The following is a 20,685-nucleotide window of genomic DNA, read 5'->3' on the forward strand; positions in this document are numbered from 1 at the left end:
ATCTTTCGAAGGAGGCCGCCGTGAAATCTCTAGATAGTTTTCAGGCTAAGCAAGAGCTGAAGGTCGGAGGAAAACGTTACCAAATCTTTTCTCTGAATAGTGTCCCTGGCCTCGAAAAGCTGCCGTTTTGTCTGAAAATTCTAGCCGAGAATCTGCTGCGAAACGAAGATGGGGAAAATGTTAGCGCCGACCAAATTGCTCGCCTGGCAAATTGGCAGCCTGGCGCGGGTGACAAAACCGAGGTTCAATTTACCCCTGCGAGAGTGTTGATGCAGGATTTCACTGGAGTGCCTTGCATAGTGGATCTGGCGACTATGCGCGAGGCGGTTCAGGAGCTGGGTGGCGATCCTGAGCGTATAAACCCCCAGGTACCTGCCGAGATGGTGATCGACCACTCAGTCATAATTGATTCTTTTGGAAGCTCGCAGTCGTTCGAACACAACGTTGACGCCGAGTACGAACGCAACCGCGAGCGCTATCAGTTTTTGCGTTGGGGGCAAGGTGCGTTTGCCAATTTCAAGGTGGTTCCGCCAGGGACCGGCATCGTTCACCAGGTAAATATTGAGTATTTGGCTAGGGGAGTGTTCACCGACACGGTAGATGGGCAGGTGCTGGCGTATCCGGACACGTGTGTTGGTACCGATTCACACACCACCATGGTTAACGGCCTTGGGGTGTTGGGCTGGGGAGTTGGCGGTATTGAGGCAGAAGCGGCAATGCTCGGTCAGCCCGTGTCGATGCTGATACCGCCGGTTGTTGGCTTCAAGCTCAAAGGTGCTATACCGCCCGGGGCTACTGCGACGGATGTGGTCTTGACTATAACGCAGATGTTGCGTGAACACGGCGTGGTGGGGAAGTTTGTCGAGTTTTACGGAGAGGGGGTAAGTTCTGTGCCCTTAGCAAATAGGGCCACTATAGGCAATATGTCCCCGGAATTTGGCTCTACGGCTGCAATATTCCCAATAGATCGGGTTACGGTTGACTACCTGCGGATAACTGGCCGGAGCGAAGAGACAGTCGACTTGGTAGAGGCCTACGCTAAAGCACAGGGGCTTTGGCACGATCCCCAAAGGCAGGTGCAGTATTCGGAATATTTAGAGTTAGACCTAGCCACCGTAGTCCCTTCGATTGCAGGACCTAAGCGCCCCCAGGATCGAATTGAACTACGTAGGGCAAAGCAGGCCTTCAAACAAGTTCTAACTCCCACATATACCGCAACGGCCGACCAACCTACTGAAATCGACCTCGGAGGGAAGAAATACACTCTAAATAACGGTGCAGTAGCTATAGCCTCGATTACTTCTTGCACAAATACTTCGAATCCGTCAGTTATGGTAGCGGCCGGCCTACTTGCAAAAAATGCAGTCGAAGCAGGTCTGACTTCTAAGCCGTGGGTAAAAACAACTATGGCTCCGGGCTCAAAGGTAGTTACCGACTACTATCGCGAGGCCGGCTTGTGGAAATATTTGGACGCTCTTGGATTCAATCTGGTGGGTTACGGTTGCACTACCTGTATTGGGAATTCTGGGCCGCTGCTACCAGAGGTTTCACAGGCTGTTTCCGAACGTGATCTAGCGGTGGTTTCAGTACTTTCCGGAAACCGTAATTTCGAAGGAAGAATTAACCCCGATGTAAAGATGAACTATTTGGCTTCTCCACCGCTGGTAATTGCCTATGCTCTGGCGGGAACCATGGATTTCGACTTCGCTAAAGATCCCCTGGGAACGCGTCCAGACGGTACCAAGATCTTCCTAACTGACATTTGGCCTAGCGCATCCCAGGTGGAAAAGGTGGTCGCCACCAGCATTGACAGGTCTATGTATGTCTCCGACTACGCAGACGTTTTTAGTGGGGATGAAAGATGGCGAAACCTTGAGGTAGAAAGTGGGAAATTATTTTCCTGGGATCCGGAGTCGACCTATATACGCAAGCCCCATTTCTTTGCGGATATGGACCGCCAACCAGCCGACGTCGAAGACATTGAGGGGGCTCGAGTTTTGCTGAAATTGGGCGATTTTGTGACTACCGATCATATTTCGCCGGCGGGGCAATTTGCGTCTTCCTCCCCAGCGGGAAAGTATTTGCTTTCGCATGGATTGCGACGGACGGAGTTTAACTCCTACGGTTCGAGGCGCGGCAACCATGAGGTTATGATGCGGGGTACCTTTGCCAATATCCGTATAAAAAATCAGCTTTTAGACGGGGTAGAGGGAGGTTTCACGCGCGACTTTACTCGTCCAGGCGGGCCTCAGGAAAGTATCTTCGAGGCCTCCCAACACTACCGGGAGGCGGGAGTTCCCTTAGTAATTTTAGGAGGACGAGAATACGGCTCCGGGTCCTCTAGAGACTGGGCGGCAAAGGGCACTTTGCTCCTTGGTGTAAAGGCTGTGATTGCAGCCTCTTACGAACGCATCCACCGGTCTAATCTGATTGGTATGGGAGTGCTTCCCTTGCAGTTTCCAAGTGGGCAGACTGCGGACAGCTTGGGCCTAACCGGCAACGAAAGGTTCGATATAACAGGGCTCGAGGCGCTAAATCGGACCATTCCGCGCACAGTTACGGTTACAGCTAATAGGGGAACGCTAAAGCCAATCACCTTCGAGGCGATTGTTAGAATTGACACTCCCGGGGAAGCCAAATATTACCGCAACGGGGGCATACTGCCCTACGTGCTTCGGAAGCTCACTAGCTAATCATTTGAAATACCGCTTGGCGCCGGGATGCTTTTCTAGCCATCGAGACCCCCAGGAGGATTGCTTGCCCGCGGCTATTGCGCGCCGCTGTTCGCGGTACATGCGCGAGACAAGCGCCCTCTGCGATATCCACCCTATGGCCCGCCCATCTTCAATTACAGGCAGGGCATCCATGCGTGAGCTCAACAGTACGGAGAGAACTTCAGAGGGCAAATCGCCCGCTAAGACGTGGGAAGTATCTAAACTGGCATCCCCGACGTGGGCGTCGCGGTCCAGACCATGGACGGCGCTGAGCGCTAGGGGAGTTGCCAGTCCAACGAAACCTCCGTGGTTATCTTCTACCAGGGCAGTAGATTCACCGGTGCGGTGAAGTTGCCTTAGCGCACTGGTAGCCGAGTCTGCCGCCGCGAGAGTTAGAGGTACCGGTTCCATCAGCTCGCGCGCACTGTGCCTGCCTACGAGCGTGTGATCTACGGGCTCATCTAGGGTGTCCCCGCGGCGAATCAGCTTTGCCGTGTAAATCGTTTCTCGGGTCAAAAAGCGCGAGATCCCAACGGCAATAACAACTGCTAACATAACCGGCAAGATTAGGTCGTATTGGCCAGTCATTTCGACGATTATTAGAGTTGCGGTTATGGGAGCGCGCGCCGCACCCGCGAACGCCGCACCCATGCCGATTACCCCCAATGTGCCAATAAATAGCGGATCCTCCGGCGAAATTACCTGGCCCACTATAGCCCCGGTTACTGCGCCGACAAATAGAGAGGGGGCGAACACGCCGCCCGAACCGCCATTTGCGATGGTATAAGAGGTAAAGAATATGCGTGCCAGCAGCAGCGCAATCAGCAGGGGAATGGTGTACTTGCCAGTTAGGGCGGAAACTTGAATGGGATAGCCCGAGCCATACATATAAGGGAAGAAAAATAGCCCAACTCCAAGCAGGATAGAGCCGAGTGCAGGGCGCGCCCATTCAGGACCCCTGTAGGCCCAATTCACCACGTCCTCAAGAGAGTACAGAATCTTAGAAAAGGCAAGTCCCGCGAGGCCTGCCAGTATCCCCACTACAGCTGCGGGAGCTAGGGCTATGTCACTTTCCCAAGATAGATTTTGCGGTAACGCAACAACTGGTGCGTTACCAATGAAATAGTGCGAGACGATCGAGGCGGCCACTGAGGCGACTACTGCCATCCCAAACGTTTCGGCAGAAAATTTCACCAAAATAACTTCTAGGGCAAACATTGCGCCGGCCAGAGGAGCGTTGAATGTAGCTGCGATGCCCGCACCTGCCCCGACTCCTGCCAACAGGATAATGCGCTGTGTGGGAAGCCCGGTAGCAGTGGCGAGTTTCGACCCTATAGCGGCACCTACTTGGGCGATAGGACCTTCTCGGCCTACCGAGCCGCCGCCTCCTAACGTCAGCGCTGAGGCCACGATTTTTACTATGGCGACGCGCCCGGGAATTACTCCGCCTTTGCGTCTTACCGCAAGCATTATCTCGGGAATACCGTGCCCCCGCGCTGTAGGGGCCCATTTTTGGATGAGTGGCCCGTAGGCTATGGCCGAGATAATTGGAACTAGGAGCAAGAACCATTTGGATACTCCTAGCAAACCATGCGGCTCACCCAGGTGGGTTGTGTAGTCCGTATAGCCTGTCATTAGGTAGGTCCATCCGGCTATACACCAGTGGAATATTATCGAAGCAAGCCCACAGATCAGCCCTACAACGGCCGCCATTAGTGCCAGTGCAAATCTATGATCCCGAATTAGTGTGGAAAGCGAATTTCTTACAAACCCAAGACGGGGTGCTTTCATGCTTCCTTGACTCCCCAGACTTCGCGGTAGAAGGCGAGCTCGGAATCCAGTGCCTTGCGAATTGCTGCGGCGGATTTAAGCACATGGCCCTCGTTCTCAAATTCTAGAACCGTAACAGCACCGTTCTTATTCAGTGCCTTTGCCATTGCGTCCGTCTGTTCGGCCGGCACGATTTGGTCTGCGCGTCCCTGCACGAAGAAAGCAGGGGCGTGGATTTGTTCAGCGTGGCTCAGGGGAGAACGTTCCTCCCAGCGGGGATCGTTGGTGGAATCTGCTCCCAGAAGTCGCCCTAAGTATTCAGACTCGAATTTGTGCAACTTTGTACTTAGTGCCTTTAGATCTGTGATGCCGTGGCGGGAGCACACGGCGGTAAAAACATCGGACTTAGCGGCCGCCAGCAGAGCTGTCATGCCCCCCGCGCTGGAACCGCGGATAGCAATTTTCTTGGGGTCTACCTTCCCTTGATCAATTAGGCTCTTAGCGCCGGCAATACAGTCGTCAACGTCGTATACGCCCCAGTTGCCCAGGAGTGAGTCGCGGTAAGCTCGCCCGTATCCGGTAGAGCCCCGGTAGTTGACATCGAGGATAGCAAAGCCCCGGTTAGTCCAAAATTGCCTCGCCAAATTTAGGCCTGGCCGGTGGGCACTGGTGGGGCCGTCGTGAACTGTGACGATGAGTGGCGGCTTGTCGCGTTTCGGCCCCTTGTAGGTTGCCGAGGTGGGAGCAAAGAAATACCCGTGACACAGTGCTCCGTCGGATGTGGACCAGGTTAAGGTTTCCGCGCGCGAAATGTCGCCCTTGGGGAGCGGCGACTCGATTGCCCGCCTAATCACTTGGGCTTTCGCATGTCGAATCTGTACGATGGAGGCCGGCTCGTAGGCGGAGTCTGCCAACATAACTACCCGACCGTTGTCGCAACAGACGTTGCCGGCGGGGCTCCAGCCTGTTTCCCAAGTCTCGAGTTGGCCATTGTCGAGGCGTATCGCTCCGAGGGCGAAGTTGCCGTCTTCACTCCACCCAGCTACCAGGTGATCGTGGTCGAGATTGTCGTAAGAGTGCAAGCCTAATCGCCATTGCGGCGCCGAGAAAGCTTTGGTGGCCGGGTGCAATGCCCTAGTGCGCAGTTGCTCCTTCCAGAGGCCGCGAGAGACATTTTCGCTCGTATTGGCGCCACGAAATCCCTCGGTGCGGTAGAGGTTGGCCCACCCTGAGGAATCGTCGACGTGGATTAGATCGTCTTTTAGGGACCAGCGCGGCTGCGTTATGGACACCTTAGGATCGTCCAAAAGTACGGTGTGGTCGGCGAAGTCGCCCTCGAAAGTAAGAGGCGCCACATGGAGGGCAGACTGGTTCCAGTTCATTTGCGGGTGATTCCAGGTGATAAAAGCCAAAAAATCGCCGGCATTTGAAAGGGCAGGGGAGGCCACAAAATCATCCTTGTCCCAGAGCACCTTGATGTTGGAGGCCTCGCGGGCTGCTGTCCCATCGAGGGGAACTGCAACTAGTTTGTTGGCTACTCTTTGAGAATCAGTGTGATCTTCCATTACTGCAAAAACAATGCCGCGCACGGGATCTACTGTCATGTCCGCAAAACGGTAGGCCACCTTAGGGGTCAAACGGCGCAGACCGGCAGAGGGGTTTTCCAGATCGTACTTGTAGAGGCAGCCGTCGCCTCCGTGGGAGGCAACAATCAGATTATCTACAACGGTGTAGGCCTTGCCGCCGTGTTCGTGGACTCGGGTCCGTACATCCATCAGTTCGGAGTCGGCAGTCATGGGAAGAATTTCTTCGGTTCGCCCATCCAGTTGCCTACGAAGAAGTACATTGCGGCCTTCTTGGGCAGAGCGGGTTTCCACCCAATAAGTGTCATTGCCGCAAACTCGCACCTGCGAGAGGCGGAAGGAGCGCCTAGTTAGCACGTCGGTGGTTAGATCAGAGGGCCAAGATCCGTATGGGGCCACTTGCAATGTTTCTTCGCTCATACCACTAGTTTAGAGCTCATTTAGAAATTTTGGCTCGCGAGGTTTACTGCCGCCAAAAGGTGGAAGAAAAATCTACTATTGCATGGGTGTGCATTTTACGCAGTTAGCGCCTGCGTTTAGACTGGAGTGCCTAGGTAGTCGGAGGAAACGTGAGTGAACATCTAAAACACATCAAGTCTCCCGCAGATTTGAAACGCTTGAACTCAGCCCAAGCAGTCGAGCTGGCAGCAGAAATACGGCACTTTTTAGTCCAGTCCGTATCGAAAACTGGCGGGCACCTCGGCCCCAATTTGGGCGTAGTTGAGCTTACTATCGCTCTGCATCGACAGTTCAATTCCCCGAGCGACCTTATTGTCTTTGACACCGGGCACCAGGCGTACGTGCACAAGCTGCTCACAGGCAGGCAAGATTTTTCGCACCTGCGCCAACGAGGGGGACTGTCCGGCTACCCGTCCCGCTCGGAGTCTGCTCACGACGTTGTGGAAAACTCACATGCCTCCACCGCCCTGTCGTGGGCGGAGGGAATTTCCAGAGCGCGAAAAATTGACGGCAACGCAAACTGGGTTGTGGCTGTTATTGGCGATGGCGCACTCACGGGGGGAATGGCTTGGGAAGCTCTAGACACTATCGCTGAGGAGGCAGGGGGACGGCTAATTGTCGTTGTAAACGACAATGGCCGCTCTTACGCCCCTACCATTGGTGGGCTTGCCCACCACCTAGATGCAATTCGCACCAATCCACGCTACGAGAAAGCTCTCAATTGGGGAAAGAAACACCTCCGCTCTAAGGGCATGCCCGGCGAACTTGCTTACGATGCTTTGCACGGGCTGAAAGCCGGGGTGAAGGATGTACTGGTTCCCGACATGATGTTCGAAAACTTGGGGATCAAATACACCGGGCCTGTAAATGGGCATGACATTTCTGCTCTCGAATTTGCTTTTGCTAGGGCCAAAGAATACGGCGCTCCGGTTATTGTGCACACGATCACCGAAAAGGGACGCGGCTATACTCCGGCCGAACAGGATATTGCCGACCGTTTCCACGCAGTCGGCAAGATACATCCCGAAACAGGTTTGCCAATCGCGCCGGCTAGATTCGGGTGGACCGCAGTATTTGCCGACGAAATCGTGAAGATCGCTCGCGAAGACGAGAAAATAGTTGGAGTGGTTGCCGCCATGATGCAGCCCGTCGGACTGCTTCCCATGCACAAAGAGTTTCCCGAGCGAGTCATCGACGTGGGGATTGCCGAGCAGAATGCGCTGACCATGTCCGCCGGTCTGTCATACGGGGGCAAGCACCCGGTGGTAGCGCTTTACTCCACATTTCTAAATAGGGCCTTCGATCAGCTTTTGATGGACGTGGCGCTACACAAAGAAGCCGTGACGGTAGTGCTAGATAGAGCTGGTATTACGGGCTCAGACGGGCCTTCGCACAATGGCATGTGGGATCTCTCCATCGGTGCAATTGTGCCCGGTCTGGCCGTGGCAGCGCCGCGCGACGAAGTGCGCGTACGCCAGTGCCTTCGCGAGGCCACGTCGTGGCAAGACGGCCCTACGCTGCTGCGCTATCCCAAAGGCTCGATTGGTGCCGACATTGATTCTTTAGGTGATCTGGAGGGGGAAGCGTGCGGAAAGTGGGCGGCTCACGCCAGCGCCCCACAGGTCGTTGCCGAGACAGGCACAAACGGACCAAAGATCTTGATCATCGCCCTCGGAGCCTTGGTTGGAACGGGGATTGAGGTTTCCCGCCAGCTCGCCGATATTGCCTCTGTTCGAGTGGTAGATCCAGTTTGGGCAATGCCCTTGGATACACGACTCGGGGAGGCCACCAGAGACGCTGATCTAGTAGTCACTTTGGAAGACGGGCTTGCCCAATCAGGATTTGCCGCCGTCTTAGCCTCTTGGATGCAAGAACACAATTGCTTCACACCGGTGAAGAATTTTGGTATCTCGAAGCAGTTCCTGCAGCACGCCTCCCGAGACCAGCTACTAGTCGAGCAAGAACTTACCCCACCCCAAGTTGTGAGCGTCATAACCGGGGCGCTCAAGAGTCTAAAGAGTAGCTAAGGCCTCATCTAGCAGGCTCGCTATGGTTTCGACCTGCCAAGGCCGGGCGCCGGCATGCTCTAAGATCTCGGCAACGTCCTTGCTCTCGTTGTAGGCCCAGGCCAGCTCCTTCTGAGCTGCCGGCGCGAGCAGTTTTTCCTGCCAGATGTTCAGGTGGTCGGCGAGCGAATGCACACAAAAGCGGACTATCTCGAGCCGTTCTGACGAACCGGGGCGCAACTTTGCCCACTGCCTGCGTCCTGGAAGCCCCTTACCTGAGCTATGTTTCTTTTTAGGCAGGGCTGATTCTGCCGTGCGCCCAGCCGCCCGCGCCGCCCGCGCCCAAATGGCTATGCGCGTGCGGGCGCGCTTTTCCCGGAATGCTCCTATAGAAAGGAGCTGCCGCCGGGAGGTCGCTTCAGCCTGGCTGGCAGCCACCATCGCTTGGTTTCGCAATATCTTGGTAGGGGCGATATTGAGTTCGCGGGCTACCTCGTCGCGCTCGACCCACAGCTGTCGGAGGACCTCCAAACCGCGGGGAGTGCGCACTTTACCGGCCCCAGGGACCTTCCGCCAAGGCTCCGCCGGGGCTTCTTTTGGGGGAGCAGTACGGATCGCCTCCATCTCTTGGCGGGCCCAATGAGCCTTGCCAGCAAGTTGGAGTGCCCTCGAGAGTTTGTTGCGCAATGGAATAAGTAGCTCCACGTCGAGGGCGGCGTAGCGCAGCCAGTCTTTGGGGAGGGGACGCTTCGACCAGTCGTCGGCCTGATGATCTTTGAGCAATGACTTACCTAGAGCGTATTCGCAAACTGCTGCGAGCCCAATATGGTCGAGCCCTAACAACTGGGCGGCAACTTCTGTATCGAAGAGCTGATCCGGAAGCATCCCAACTTGGGCCAGACACGGCAAATCTTGGTCGGCCGCATGCAGAATCCATTCAGCTCCCTGACAGGCCGAATCTATGGGGGAGAGATCCCCAGAGCGAACGGGATCAACCAAAAAAGAGCCCGCGCCCTCGCGCCTAATTTGTACCAGATATGCCCGTTGAGAATAAGTAAACCCCGAGGCACGTTCGGCGTCAAAGGCAACAGGACCACGCCCCTTTGCCAGCCTTCTGCCCACCTCTTCGATCTGCCAATACTCCGAGACTACTTCGGGAATGCCCTCGGCCGGAGCGCGTACCAGTTCGACCTCGCTAACACCCTGCCGGGCTGCTTCAATGCCAGCTTGCCCGTCGACCGGCAACCTTTGGGCGTGGCGTTCGACCAGCTTTTTGGCAGCTTCCTCGTTCATACGACCTCGTGCAATTGAGTTCCGGTTAGCGACATCAATAAGTAATCTATCGCCTGCAATTGAGGTCCCAAAATTTGACTATTAGGGCTCCACGACGCCCTCAGTTCAACGTGTAACCGCCCGCCAAGTAACTGCAGTGGCCCAAAAGACTGCGATTCGGTGCGGGTTACGGTACCAGTGATGGCGTGCCTGCCGGCTCCAGCCTCGTCTAAAGCTTCGCCGAGCCATGCCCAGACAACGTCAGCGAGCAGTGGGTCCGAGGCAAACTCGTATTCAATCTCGCTGCGCGCCATTATTGCAATCCTGAAGTGCCCCTCCCAACCCGGTTGCCCCTGAGGGTCGTAAAGCACCACGAAGCGGGCGTGAACGCCCTCGCCAGCAAGTGCGAGTGCGGCAGAAAACGGCGCCAAGTTAGCAGGGGCAGGTACCTCTTGGATCTGCCATCTAGACTTTTTGCCAGTCTGTCTAAGCGAGAGTAATGCTTCGACAAACTCCTGCGGGGGCTGCTCGTTCACATACCACAATGTAGCCTTCTTTACAGAGGTTTTCCCCCGTCCCACGCCGATAGCCTAATCTTTTGCAGCTCGTACAAATGTGCATAGGATCGTCTAGAGGGCTAGGAGAAGCACATGAACGTACTTACCCAACTATTCCTAGTTGTGGGTGTTGCTATGGCCGCGCCTATTTGCTCGAAGATCCTTTGTCGCGGCGTTATTCCCGAGGTCGTGTTTCTGCTGGCCGGCGGCATGCTGATAGGCCCTTATGCTTTGGCGCTAGTTGAGGTCGGTCCTGAGCTGTCGTTGCTGCGTGAGCTTGGGGTCGCATTCCTATTTCTGCTCGCCGGCTTCGAGATCAACCCGCAGGATCTAAAAGAGGGCAAGGGAATTAAGGCTTCCCTGGTGTGGCTAGTTTCGCTGTCGCTGGGGTTCGTAGTGGTTGTTGTTAGGCATAAAGTAGACCCGTTCTCGGTTGAGGGAGCTGCGATAGCTATTGCTATGACCTCAACGGCAATAGGCACTTTGCTGCCCGTGCTAAAAGAACGCGGCGCTACAGCCCGTCCCGTGGGAAAGCTAGTTTTGGCTCATGGGGCGGTCGGGGAGCTCGGCCCAGTAATCGCCATGGCGCTGCTGCTTGGCTACCGCGCGACTTGGGTGTCGGCAACGCTTTTAGGGCTATTTTTGACCCTGTCTGTCCTCTTAGCAGTTATTCCGAAACCATTTCAAAAATTTGGAGGACGCATAATTGCAGGCATTAATTGGGGGGCCGAGACTACAGCCCAAGCTACTGTGCGTATCATGCTTGTCCTCCTGGTAGGTCTGGTGGCCCTTGCTTCCAGCCTTGGCCTAGACATAGTTCTAGGAGCTTTTGCCGCAGGATTCGTGATGCGGCAAGCCCTGCCCAACGGACGCGCCGAATTGGAGCAAAAACTGGACGGATTGGCCTACGGCTTCTTCATTCCTACCTTCTTTATCGTTTCGGGCATGGAAGTCGATCCGGCAGCTCTTTTAGATTCGCCGGCTGGCGCGGCGACCTTTCTAATTTTCTTAATAGGAGTGCGCGGGCTACCAGTATTTTTATCTACGTTCTTGGCACCCTCAGATCTGGAGCGCCAGCTGACGAACCGTCAAAAGGTTACAGTTGGCCTGTATTCGACCACTGCATTGCCTATTATCGTTGCTGTGACACACGTGGCCCAGTTAGCCGATGCCATGAGCCAGAAGACTGCTTCTACATTAGTGATTGCAGGAACTGCCTCAGTACTACTCATGCCGCTGTTGGCTTATATTACCGACCACGTTCCCGGCGCCGAGATCTTGGCAAAAAACAAGGCTCGAGCTGAAAAATCTAAACCGGCCAAGCCTTCGGGCAAGGCAAGTGTAACAATAGGTAAGCAGATTAAAGCTGAGCAAAAATCCGCCTCGCAAAAGCGAAAGAAGGAGCAGTAATGTCCAAACTCACCCGCGTTCTAGCAGGTAAACGCAGCGCCACCGCGAAAGTGGACACCCAGTCCGTCTACCTGGATTTGACGGGCGCCAAAGAGGCGGACAACCACTTCCCAGTAGCCGTATGTCTGCAAGTTGAGCTCACCGAGGACTGGTTGGCCCTAGATGTGCAGGAGGGCATAGTCGAGGCCGTTGAGGTGGATTCAGTAGAGCCTAATTGGCATCAGGATGAGCACCAGTTGTGGATTACTAATCTAGGCCCAGGCCGCCACCAGGTGCGGGTGCGTGCGAAGATGACATATTCCCACACTGGGCAGGGGTTACACCGATATCAGGATGCGCAGGGCGAAACCTACCTGTACACCCAATATGAGCCAGCCGACGCCCGTGCTGTTTATCCGTGCCTAGACCAGCCCGATCTGAAAGCTCGTTGGAACTTCACAATCGACGGGCCGGCCGACTGGACTATTCTCACGGGCGGGGCAGAGGTGTCGCAGGAGCCTGTAGCAGGCGGCATCCGGCATGTGTTCAAACAAACGCCCCCGCTGTCTTCCTATCTCACAGCGGTTGTCGCCGGACCTTACGCCCAGATCGATTTGGGTACTTGGCACGGTGGCAAAGAAAACATCGAAGTGCCACTGCGGGCTTTTTGTAGGCGTGAACTCGCCGATTCTCTGCCAGCTGAAGATATTGAAACCTGGACTAAAGCCGGGTTGGACTTCTACCACGAGCGGTACCAGTTTGACTACCCGTGGGGCAAATACGACCAGATTTTTGTGCCCGAATACAACCTGGGAGCAATGGAAAATCCCGGTTGCGTAACCTTTAACGAAAAATATTTGCGTCTTGGCGGTCCAACTGAGGCCGAACGCGAGAAACTCGCCAACACTCTTATGCACGAGATGGCCCACATGTGGTTTGGGGACCTGGTAACCCCGAAGTGGTGGGATGGTCTGTGGCTCAAGGAATCGTTCGCCGACCACGAGGGATACTCGGCTCTAATAGCAGCAACCGAATTTAAGGATGCATGGTCTTCCTTTGCGGTCGCCCGCAAAACTTGGGCGCTGCAGGCAGACCAGCTCCCCACTACCCACCCCATCCAAGCCAGTATTGTCGACGTGGATGAGGCAAAGCAGAACTTTGACGGTATCTCGTACGCAAAAGGCGCCGCCGCCCTCGCGCAGTTGGTCGCCTACGTCGGCCCGGATGCGTTCGTCGCCGGGGCGCGCAAGTATTTCTCGGACCATGCCTTTGGCAACACTGAAATGTCGGATCTAACTAAGGCACTGGAGCTAACTAGCGGACGCGACTTGGATAGCTGGGTGAAAACGTGGCTGACTACCACCGGCCCCTCCTTTTTAGAGGTGCGCGACGGGCAGGTGGTGCGTACGAGTTCTGACACGCGCCCTCACGTTTTAAATGTGGGCTTTTTTGACAAGACTGGTGCCCGCCTAGCAAAGGAACAGGTTGAGCTCTCGGGAAGTTCAGTAACCCTTGAAAATAAGGGAGATTGGGTAGTACTGAACCAAGACGATTTAACTTATGCGCACTGCGGTTTGACCAATACTGTTCGCGAGAACTTGGCTGACGTGCTTCGCTCGTTACAGGAAAACTCTGCCAGGGCTGCTCTCTGGGCCTCTGCCTGGCAAGAAGTCCGCGACGGGGTACTTTCGCCCGCGGCGTTCACCTCGGCAGTGCTGAGTGCAGGACCTGGCGAGAGAGGAACGGTTCTCGAGACTTTGTTGAGCCAAACTCAAAAAGCTCTCTCCAGTTATACTTCCCCGGCTGAGCGCGAGCAGCTCGCACTAAAGGCAGCTCGCAACTGCCTGCAAATCGCAGGCGATGCCCCTCTAGGCCAGGCGAAGGCAGCTTGGGCAAAATGCGCGGCGGAGCTAGCCGCGATTGCCGGAGACGAGGAAATTATTGCCGAGGTTGCAAGCGGGTACGGGCTCACCGAAGACGACGATTGGCGGCTGCTGGCACTAGCAGCGAAAGTTGGTTCGATAACCCGGGAACAGGCACAGATGAAGCTTGCCAGCTCAGACACGGGTCGCTCACGCCAGCGGTTCCTCACGGTACTGGCTGCCTTGGATCCGGCCAAAGCTAAGAAACGCATTGTTGAGGACGAGCAGGCCACGAACGCGACCATAGACGCCCTTATGGAGGGCGTAGAACTTGCGGGGCGAGCGGTGACCGAGCCGAAACAGGCAGTTGCCGATCTAAATCTTGCTAAGGAGCTTTGGCCGAGGCGCGTGATTCAGATTGCAACTAGAATTGCCCACACCCTAACCCCGCACAACATCGATACCGATGGCACAGACAATCCTCCTGTGCTCGCGGCCTGGCAGGAATGGGTTGGCGATCTACCCGCAACGCTGGCACGAGTAATGGTTGAAGACCTAGACGAAGCTCGCAGGCGGGTTCGTATTCAAAACAAATGGGCTTAGTGTTTTGGTCGACTTCCCTCTCGCCGTTATCATTTAGTAACATAGTCGGTATATACATTGGCACTTAGGAAGCAGGAAAAGATGGGTTTACCATTTGGCGATGAGGATCCTCAGTCAACTGCGATTTTCGGCTCTAAGCCGGCTGACGAAAAGATTGAGCGAGTCCCGCTTAGCGCTGCCGCACAGGCTGCTGTAGATGCGCTGCCCGAAGGTTCAGCCCTACTGGTTGTGCACCGTGGCCCAAACTCTGGTGCTAGGTTCTTGCTGGACCATTCCGATACCACTGCTGGTCGCTCCACGAAGTCCGACATCTTTCTAGACGATGTCACTGTCTCGCGTAAACATGCTGTGTTCACGTTAGAGGGGCAGGAGTGGGCAGTGCGCGATGCAGGTTCGCTGAATGGGACTTACGTAAATCGCGAACGCACTGACTTTGCAGTGCTAAACGCGGGGGACGAGGTGCAGATTGGCAAATATCGCATGACTTTCCATCCTTCTGGTGTTACTAAGTGAGTGCTGTTAGGAAATCTAAGCCTGAACAAATTGAGCCGTGGCCGCGAGGAGTCGACCGTACCGTCTGCTTTTCTATCGGCCAGGTGGTGAGCAGGCTAAAGAAAGAGTTCCCTTCGCTCAGCGTTTCTAAAGTGCGTTTTTTGGAAGAGCAGAAAATCGTCTCCCCAACGCGCTCTGGATCGGGGTACCGAAAGTATTCAGAGGCCGACGTGGCACGGATCCGTTATTGTCTTACTGAGCAGCGCGACAGGTACAAGCCCATCCGGGTGATTGCCGCCCAGCTAGCCAAAATGGATTCAGGATACGACATTGCTCCAGTGCCCGTTGCTCGCGTGATTTCAGATGGGGGCGAAGTAGTTGCGCCGGCTCGTGCCGACGGCACTCTTACTGTTGCAGAGCTTAGCTCCCTCACCGGTGTCGACTCCGATTCTCTGGAGGCCATGGTTTCGGCAGGACTCATAAACTTGCAATTGTGTGGCCGTTTCGACAAGTCGGCTTTAGACATAGTTCGCTCAGTAAAGGCTTTAAACGAGGCTGGTATTTCTACGCGTAATTTGCGTTCTGTTCGAGTAGCAGCTGAACGAGCCTGCGAGCTTATCGACCACGTTGTAACGGACAAGGGGGAGGCCGGAGCTGAACAGGCGATTGCTTTGTCGTCCCAGATGAGCACCCTATTGAAGCACCTGGTGTGCCGCGGCACGAACCAGTCCAGTTCGTACTAGATTCCACCTCGCCATGCAACAAAAGGTAACTTTCAAGTTAAGGTTCAGACTTTGCGCGTGTGTCGTTGACCCGTGGTGCCGGGGGCAACTAATCTAGAGCTTGTTATCCCCTTATTATTCAGAAGGAGCCCTACGGCCATGGTCGCATTCCCCGAACGTCGGCAACCACTGTTATTCAACGACGGCCTGCCCGAACTTGATCCCAACGCCGGCTACCGTGGCCCCACCGCCTGCAAGGCCGCAGGCATCACCTACAGGCAACTTGACTACTGGGCGCGCACAAAGCTCGTGGAACCATCCGTTAGGGGAGCGCGCGGTTCGGGCTCGCAACGCCTTTATTCGTTCCGCGACATTCTTGTATTAAAAGTTGTAAAGCGGCTGCTGGATACCGGCGTTTCGTTGCAACAAATTCGCCAGGCGATCGCTGCTCTAAAAGAGTGGGGCGTCGAGGACTTGGCTCAGATTACGCTTATGTCTGATGGGGCTTCGGTCTACGTGTGTACTAATGCCAACGAAGTAATAGATTTGGTGCAAGGCGGCCAGGGAGTGTTTGGCATCGCGGTCGGACGCGTTTGGCGTGAGGTGGAAGGGACGCTCTCGGAGTTGCCTTCTGACTCTGCGCAGGGGCCCGCAGTAGTAGACGAATTGGCTTTGCGCCGGGCGCAAAAGCACGCCGGCTAACTTGGCAGGTTTCTAAGGAGGGGCGAACTACCGGTTCGCCCCTCCTTAGAATATATTTGCTTACTGCTAGTCGTCTTCCACCTGCGTGAATTTACGATCCCAGGAAGACCTAATTGGATTTGCGTTCGCCATCAGAATGTCGAATCTGTCGTTTGCTACTTCAACAATTTGACTCAAGGCCACTCGGTGTTCTTGGGCGGGGGAGTTCTCGAGCCTCCGCACGCCCTCGGCAATTATGGAATCGACAGTATCTGCCGTACCTAGACAGGCAACGAACGGCATGCCAAAGCGCTTTTGGTATTCCTGGCTGACAGATTCAAGCTTGGCCTTTTTAGTATCGTCTAGACGCTCAAGGCCTAGTGAACCACGATCACGAGCTATTACAGCAGCTTCTTCAGGGGAAGCCAGAATTAGTTGGGCCATATCCGGGTAATCGTGAATTAGCTCCTCACGCAGGGGCTCGGATCCAGTTAGCACCGCAGTTTGGATCGCTCCGCGCAGTTCTACAGCATTCTTGAACGGACGCGACTGCCAGGCTTCTTCTAACGGCCAGGTTTTGTTGTTGAATAAAGTGCGCAAAGTCGCTACGAAGTCCTCGCGGCTCATCTGGTTGATTTCTTCGATCGAAACCTCTTTGCCCTCGGCAGTTTCTGCAAGAGAAGTGCTTTTTTGTTTACCCACGTGGAAGAAAAGCAGGTTCAAAATTATTGCGGTTATAGCTCCGATGGTCATGCCAGAAGAAAGGAAAATTTGTGCCCAGGAGGGGAACGCGTTGGCAATATCAGGCTTGAAAGACACAAGCATCGCAAGCCCAAGCGAGGTCGTCACGATTACAGCATTGCGATTATCCGAAAGATCGGTTTTAGCGATCGTTTGCAAACCTACGTAGGCGACATTTGCAAACAGCGCCAAGGATGCCCCGCCTAATACCGGGGAGGGAATTGACGCCACTATCGCACCGGCCTTAGGCAGAAGCCCCAGTAAGATCATAAAGCCTGCCGCGGCAGCTGCCACCCAACGCGATTTCACGCGTGTGATGCGGACCAGTCCTACGTTTTGCGCAAAACAGGTGTAGGGAAAAGAGTTCATTATGCCACCGAGCAGGGTGGAAATCCCGTCTGCCCGGAGAGCTCGAGTTATGTGGATCTTTCGAATTCGCTTTCCCACAATCTCACCTGTGGCGAACACGTCACCGGTAGTTTCGACCATAGTAATGATCATGACGATTACTAGCGAGACGATCGCAGAGATGTTGAACTGGGGCATGCCGAAGTAAAACGGGGTAGTTACCCCCACCCAGTCTGCACTAGCCACCTTCTGGAGGTTTGCATCGCCCAGAAGAAGAGCCACTCCTGTTCCGCCAACCAAGCCGATCAGTACGGCGATAGTACCTAAAAACCCACGCAAAAAGCGCTGCGCCAAAACTATTACGGCCAGAGTACCGAAGGCGTAGGCGAGGTCTTTTATCTGCGGAACTGACTTAGCGTAGTTTGTGAAATCGTTGGCAGATACTGCCAATAGGGAAGTACCCATAACTAACAGCACGGAACCCGTGACTACAGATGGGAAAAAGCGCACCAGCTTTGCAAAAAGTGGGGCTGCAAAGAATGTGAATAGGCCAGATACAATAATTGCGCCGTAGATTGCCGGCAACGATTGTACTCCGCCCTTTCCGCCACTCACACCTAATCCAACTGCAATGATGGGCGCAACCGCCGTAGTGGTTACGCCCTGAATAATGGGTAGCCGCACGCCTACCCACTTGCCAATACCTACTGACTGAATAAGCGTTGCTAAGCCGCAGGTAAGCAGGTCGGCATTAATAAGGTGAATGGTGGTGGCCGCATCCAGCTTGAGCGACTGAGCGATCAAAAGGGGAACTATGACTGCACCTGCATAAAACGCCAGCACGTGCTGGAGTCCGAGCATTGTCAGTTTACCGGGCGCAGGAACTTGATTGACGGGGTGTTTTACAGTTGCCATGGGGCTCCTTTACGTTCTTACCCATAGTTTGGCTAACGGGAAAGCCTAACCCCAAATCCGCTTCCTGTGATCTTGCCCCTACAGAACGCGCAACGCGTTGTTTCTGGTCTTGCGCAGGTAGGGGGCTGTGAGTAGTGCCAATATGACCATTGCCCAGCCGGATACGGCGACAGTGAATAGACCTCCGTGAGCGCCAGAGTTCTGAATTGCCTGCCCGCCTACTGCTGAGCCGATGGAGGCACCTACGTTGGAGGCGGTGACCATCCAAGCCATAGATTCGGTCAGGCGTGAGCTGGGGACGGCCTGCGAGACCATGGTCATGACGTTGGTGGCTGTAGGAGCAAAAGCTGAACCGGTAATAAAGACAAGAATTATGAACCATACTACCGAGGGCGCAAACTGCAGTATCGAACAGCCGATTCCCAAGAAAGCGACCCCCAACAGGTAAAGTTTTAAAATCGATGGTTTCCAGGAACGGGCGCCGTAAATCAGCCCAGCTATCAGCGAGCCAATGGACATCGCGGCCAGTATTACTCCGGCTCCCGAGGGCCAGCCGCTTTCACTGGCGAAGGCTACGCAGGAAACGTCAAGGCCGCCAAAGATAGCTCCCATTGCTATGTAGACGACCATTAGCATCAGCAGGGTGCGGTTCTTCAGCAACGGCTTAGATGGGGTAGTAGGGGCTGGTTTACGCCCCGAGGGGACTGGTTCGGTATCCCGCTGGGGGAACAGTAAAAATGCGCCAACCACGGATATTATCGCCGTGGCAAATATGCCCGCGGTACCGTGTATTTCGGTTGCAAGGACGGTGGCTAGAACGGGTCCCACAATAAAGATGACCTCGTCAAAGGTAGCCTCTAACGCGAAGGCGCTCTGAAGTTTTCCAGGCTCTTTCAATACGTAGGCCCACCTAGCTCGAACCAGGGCCCCAATGGAACCGGAAAATCCAGCTCCCACAATGGTGAGCAGGTATAGAAGCGGACGTGGACCGCCTACTTGCGCAGTTATTGCTAATCCGGTGAAAGAACACGCAGAAAGCAGGACAGAGGGGAACATGATCTTGGCTTGACCGTATATGTCTACAAGTCGCGAAAGCTGTGGGACCATGAGGGCAAAGCTCACCGCAGCAACAGCAGACAGCCGCCCAGCTAGGGCATAATCTTTGTACATCGAGGTGATCATCATGATCACGGCCAAATTGGTCATGGCCATGGGGAAGCGAGCTAGTGCTCCCGCCAACGAAAACCGCGCAGCTCCGGGGATAGAGAATAATTGCTTGTAAACTGACATTTCCGCTTCGCTAAAAAGTACCTTTTAAGATAGATCATATCGCCTAATGTAAGGACTAAGCTAGTTTAATGAACTCGTACCCCTCTTGTGATTCATCTGGTTTTAGCCAGCTCGAACCTATTGCCTATGCCCGAACGGGATTTACGCAGAAATTTGGCATTCCCAGGCAATCTGGAAGAGTAAACTCGCTGCGCGCGAGAATCGAGTTCACTGCTCGTTTTCGTTCTTCCCAGGCCTTGCGTGGGTTGGAAGGATTTTCCCATCTTTGGCTGATCTGGCAGTTTTCCGAGGTAGTCCATTCCGACCGTTTTGTACCGCTGGTTCGGCCGCCTCGACTGTCTGGCAATGTTCGCATGGGGGTATTCGCCACCAGGTCTCCGTTTCGCCCCAATCGGCTAGGCCTTTCTTCAGTTAAACTAGAAGAAGTGGTAAATGGTGACCTGGTGGTTTCTGGGATCGACTTGTTGGACGGCACACCAATTTATGACATAAAGCCCTACATTCGCGAGGACGTGCACAAAGACGCTAAGTTTGGATTTACCGCAAAAGAAAAGCCCACCTATGAGGTAGTTTTTCCGCCCGCAGTTCAGGCAGCACTGCCAGCAGATTTCTTACAGACACTTGCAGACGTGCTAGCTGAAGATCCCAGACCTGCTTACCATCGCGATCCGGAGCGGGTGTATGGTTTCACTTTTTCTGGTTTTGAAGTGAAATTTCGCGTGGACGGGGTAGTGCGTGTTTTGCAAGTTAGAGAGGAGAAAGAACGAAATAACCGCAATATTACATAATGTACATTATCGGCGTAACGTGATAGAGGCGGGTTAGCTAGCTACTCTCGGCTTAGAACGGTACAATGGCTGGGCATTGATAGAAAGGATGATGCATGGCTGATCGCGCACTCCGTGGAACTTCCATCGGTTCTAAGTCTCTTGAAACTGAAGATGGCGTTGTTTTTGCCGACCGTATCGAGGCCACTTACGTTGTTCCGATGACTGGTGAGACTTTCACTGTCCCGTTTTCCTCCGAGGCCGAACCTCCAGCCGTTTGGGAATCCAAGACTGGTCAGCAAGCATTATTGCAGGGAGCTTCCAAGCCGAAAGACGAGAAACCGTCGAAGCCTCAGCGCACCCACTGGGACATGCTGCTGGAACGTCGCAGCCTCGAGGAGCTCCAAGTGCTGCTAGATGAACAACTGAAAATGCTACACGAGGGCCGTCTTCGCGAGGGCGTTCATTACAGGCGGCGGTAAGAAACTTACATAATTAATGGAGGGTATTCGCC

General features: G+C 54.6%; 15 protein-coding genes. 9 read left to right on the plus strand and 6 right to left on the minus strand.

Translation table 11 applies throughout. The features are described from left to right. Positions 1 to 20 precede the first annotated feature (20 nt). Entirely contained in the window at positions 21 to 2,693 is a 2,673-nt protein-coding gene (gene acnA / locus G437_RS0105920) for an aconitate hydratase AcnA (RefSeq protein ID WP_024331654.1), read from the plus strand. Here the strand turns inward: acnA and G437_RS0105925 are convergent, their stop codons facing one another. Both G437_RS0105925 and G437_RS0105930 read right to left on the minus strand, forming a co-directional pair. After that, complete coding sequence (locus tag G437_RS0105925; RefSeq protein ID WP_024331655.1) at positions 2,694 to 4,427, minus strand: chloride channel protein; 1,734 nt, start codon at positions 4,425 to 4,427, stop codon at positions 2,694 to 2,696. A gap of 74 nt (positions 4,428 to 4,501) precedes the next feature. Beyond that, entirely contained in the window at positions 4,502 to 6,487 is a 1,986-nt protein-coding gene (locus G437_RS0105930) for an alpha/beta hydrolase family protein (protein ID WP_029769369.1), read from the minus strand. A gap of 149 nt (positions 6,488 to 6,636) precedes the next feature. On the opposite strand from G437_RS0105930, the gene dxs reads away from it, so the two are divergent. Beyond that, entirely contained in the window at positions 6,637 to 8,553 is a 1,917-nt protein-coding gene (dxs, locus tag G437_RS0105935) for a 1-deoxy-D-xylulose-5-phosphate synthase (protein ID WP_024331656.1), read from the plus strand. Here dxs and G437_RS0105940 read toward each other — a convergent pair. Both G437_RS0105940 and G437_RS0105945 read right to left on the minus strand, forming a co-directional pair. Then, complete coding sequence (locus G437_RS0105940) at positions 8,539 to 9,825, minus strand: HRDC domain-containing protein (protein ID WP_024331657.1); 1,287 nt, start codon at positions 9,823 to 9,825, stop codon at positions 8,539 to 8,541. The genes dxs and G437_RS0105940 overlap by 15 nt on opposite strands. Continuing rightward, positions 9,822 to 10,385 (minus strand): DUF3000 family protein, encoded by a 564-nt coding sequence (locus G437_RS0105945; protein ID WP_231782373.1) that lies wholly within the window; start codon positions 10,383 to 10,385, stop codon positions 9,822 to 9,824. The genes G437_RS0105940 and G437_RS0105945 overlap by 4 nt, the downstream gene beginning before the upstream one ends. Positions 10,386 to 10,454: 69 nt before the next feature. Here G437_RS0105945 and G437_RS0105950 point away from each other — a divergent pair, with 69 nt between their 5' ends. The 5 genes from G437_RS0105950 to G437_RS0105970 all read left to right on the plus strand — a co-directional run bounded on the left by G437_RS0105950 (position 10,455) and on the right by G437_RS0105970 (position 16,131). Continuing rightward, positions 10,455 to 11,771 carry a cation:proton antiporter gene (locus G437_RS0105950; protein WP_024331659.1) on the plus strand — a complete coding sequence of 439 codons (1,317 nt, stop codon included), beginning with the start codon at positions 10,455 to 10,457 and terminating at the stop codon, positions 11,769 to 11,771. Next, on the plus strand, positions 11,771 to 14,215 hold the full coding sequence (pepN, locus tag G437_RS0105955) for an aminopeptidase N (RefSeq protein ID WP_024331660.1): 2,445 nt from the start codon (positions 11,771 to 11,773) through the stop codon (positions 14,213 to 14,215). Before G437_RS0105950 ends, pepN begins: the two co-directional genes overlap by 1 nt. Before the next feature lie 81 nt (positions 14,216 to 14,296). Further along, a complete protein-coding gene (locus tag G437_RS0105960; RefSeq protein WP_024331661.1) occupies positions 14,297 to 14,728 on the plus strand; it encodes an FHA domain-containing protein in 432 nt (143 codons plus the stop codon). Then, positions 14,725 to 15,450 (plus strand): transcriptional regulator FtsR, encoded by a 726-nt coding sequence (ftsR, locus tag G437_RS10570; protein WP_024331662.1) that lies wholly within the window; start codon positions 14,725 to 14,727, stop codon positions 15,448 to 15,450. Before G437_RS0105960 ends, ftsR begins: the two co-directional genes overlap by 4 nt. Before the next feature lie 138 nt (positions 15,451 to 15,588). After that, positions 15,589 to 16,131: a MerR family transcriptional regulator gene (locus tag G437_RS0105970; RefSeq protein ID WP_024331663.1), complete on the plus strand. Its 543-nt coding sequence runs from the start codon at positions 15,589 to 15,591 to the stop codon at positions 16,129 to 16,131. A 66-nt stretch (positions 16,132 to 16,197) separates the two neighbouring features. Here the strand turns inward: G437_RS0105970 and G437_RS0105975 are convergent, their stop codons facing one another. Continuing rightward, a complete protein-coding gene (locus tag G437_RS0105975) occupies positions 16,198 to 18,114 on the minus strand; it encodes a solute carrier family 23 protein (protein WP_024331664.1) in 1,917 nt (638 codons plus the stop codon). Positions 18,115 to 18,192: 78 nt separating this feature from the next. Then, on the minus strand, positions 18,193 to 19,404 hold the full coding sequence (locus G437_RS0105980) for an MFS transporter (RefSeq protein ID WP_024331665.1): 1,212 nt from the start codon (positions 19,402 to 19,404) through the stop codon (positions 18,193 to 18,195). A gap of 68 nt (positions 19,405 to 19,472) precedes the next feature. On the opposite strand from G437_RS0105980, the gene tsaA reads away from it, so the two are divergent. Further along, entirely contained in the window at positions 19,473 to 20,192 is a 720-nt protein-coding gene (gene tsaA, locus G437_RS0105985; RefSeq protein WP_024331666.1) for a tRNA (N6-threonylcarbamoyladenosine(37)-N6)-methyltransferase TrmO, read from the plus strand. Positions 20,193 to 20,287: 95 nt separating this feature from the next. Next, positions 20,288 to 20,653: an RNA polymerase-binding protein RbpA gene (locus G437_RS0105990; protein WP_024331667.1), complete on the plus strand. Its 366-nt coding sequence runs from the start codon at positions 20,288 to 20,290 to the stop codon at positions 20,651 to 20,653. Positions 20,654 to 20,685 lie beyond the last annotated feature (32 nt).

It is taken from the genome of Winkia neuii subsp. neuii DSM 8576 (assembly GCF_000420405.1).
Taxonomy (GTDB): Bacteria; Actinomycetota; Actinomycetes; order Actinomycetales; family Actinomycetaceae; genus Winkia; species Winkia neuii.

Bases quoted from the DNA above. Each gene is read 5' to 3' on its own strand.
- G437_RS0105925 (WP_024331655.1), bottom strand. From the start codon at position 4,427: ATGGCGGCCGTTGTAGGGCTGATCTGTGGGCTTGCTTCGATAATATTC.
- G437_RS0105930 (WP_029769369.1), bottom strand. From the start codon at position 6,487: ATGAGCGAAGAAACATTGCAAGTGGCCCCATACGGATCTTGGCCCTCT.
- G437_RS0105940 (WP_024331657.1), bottom strand. From the start codon at position 9,825: ATGAACGAGGAAGCTGCCAAAAAGCTGGTCGAACGCCACGCCCAAAGG.
- G437_RS0105950 (WP_024331659.1), top strand. From the start codon at position 10,455: ATGAACGTACTTACCCAACTATTCCTAGTTGTGGGTGTTGCTATGGCC.
- pepN (WP_024331660.1), top strand. From the start codon at position 11,771: ATGTCCAAACTCACCCGCGTTCTAGCAGGTAAACGCAGCGCCACCGCG.
- G437_RS0105960 (WP_024331661.1), top strand. From the start codon at position 14,297: ATGGGTTTACCATTTGGCGATGAGGATCCTCAGTCAACTGCGATTTTC.
- G437_RS0105970 (WP_024331663.1), top strand. From the start codon at position 15,589: ATGGTCGCATTCCCCGAACGTCGGCAACCACTGTTATTCAACGACGGC.
- G437_RS0105975 (WP_024331664.1), bottom strand. From the start codon at position 18,114: ATGGCAACTGTAAAACACCCCGTCAATCAAGTTCCTGCGCCCGGTAAA.
- G437_RS0105980 (WP_024331665.1), bottom strand. From the start codon at position 19,404: ATGTCAGTTTACAAGCAATTATTCTCTATCCCCGGAGCTGCGCGGTTT.
- tsaA (WP_024331666.1), top strand. From the start codon at position 19,473: ATGAACTCGTACCCCTCTTGTGATTCATCTGGTTTTAGCCAGCTCGAA.
- G437_RS0105990 (WP_024331667.1), top strand. From the start codon at position 20,288: ATGGCTGATCGCGCACTCCGTGGAACTTCCATCGGTTCTAAGTCTCTT.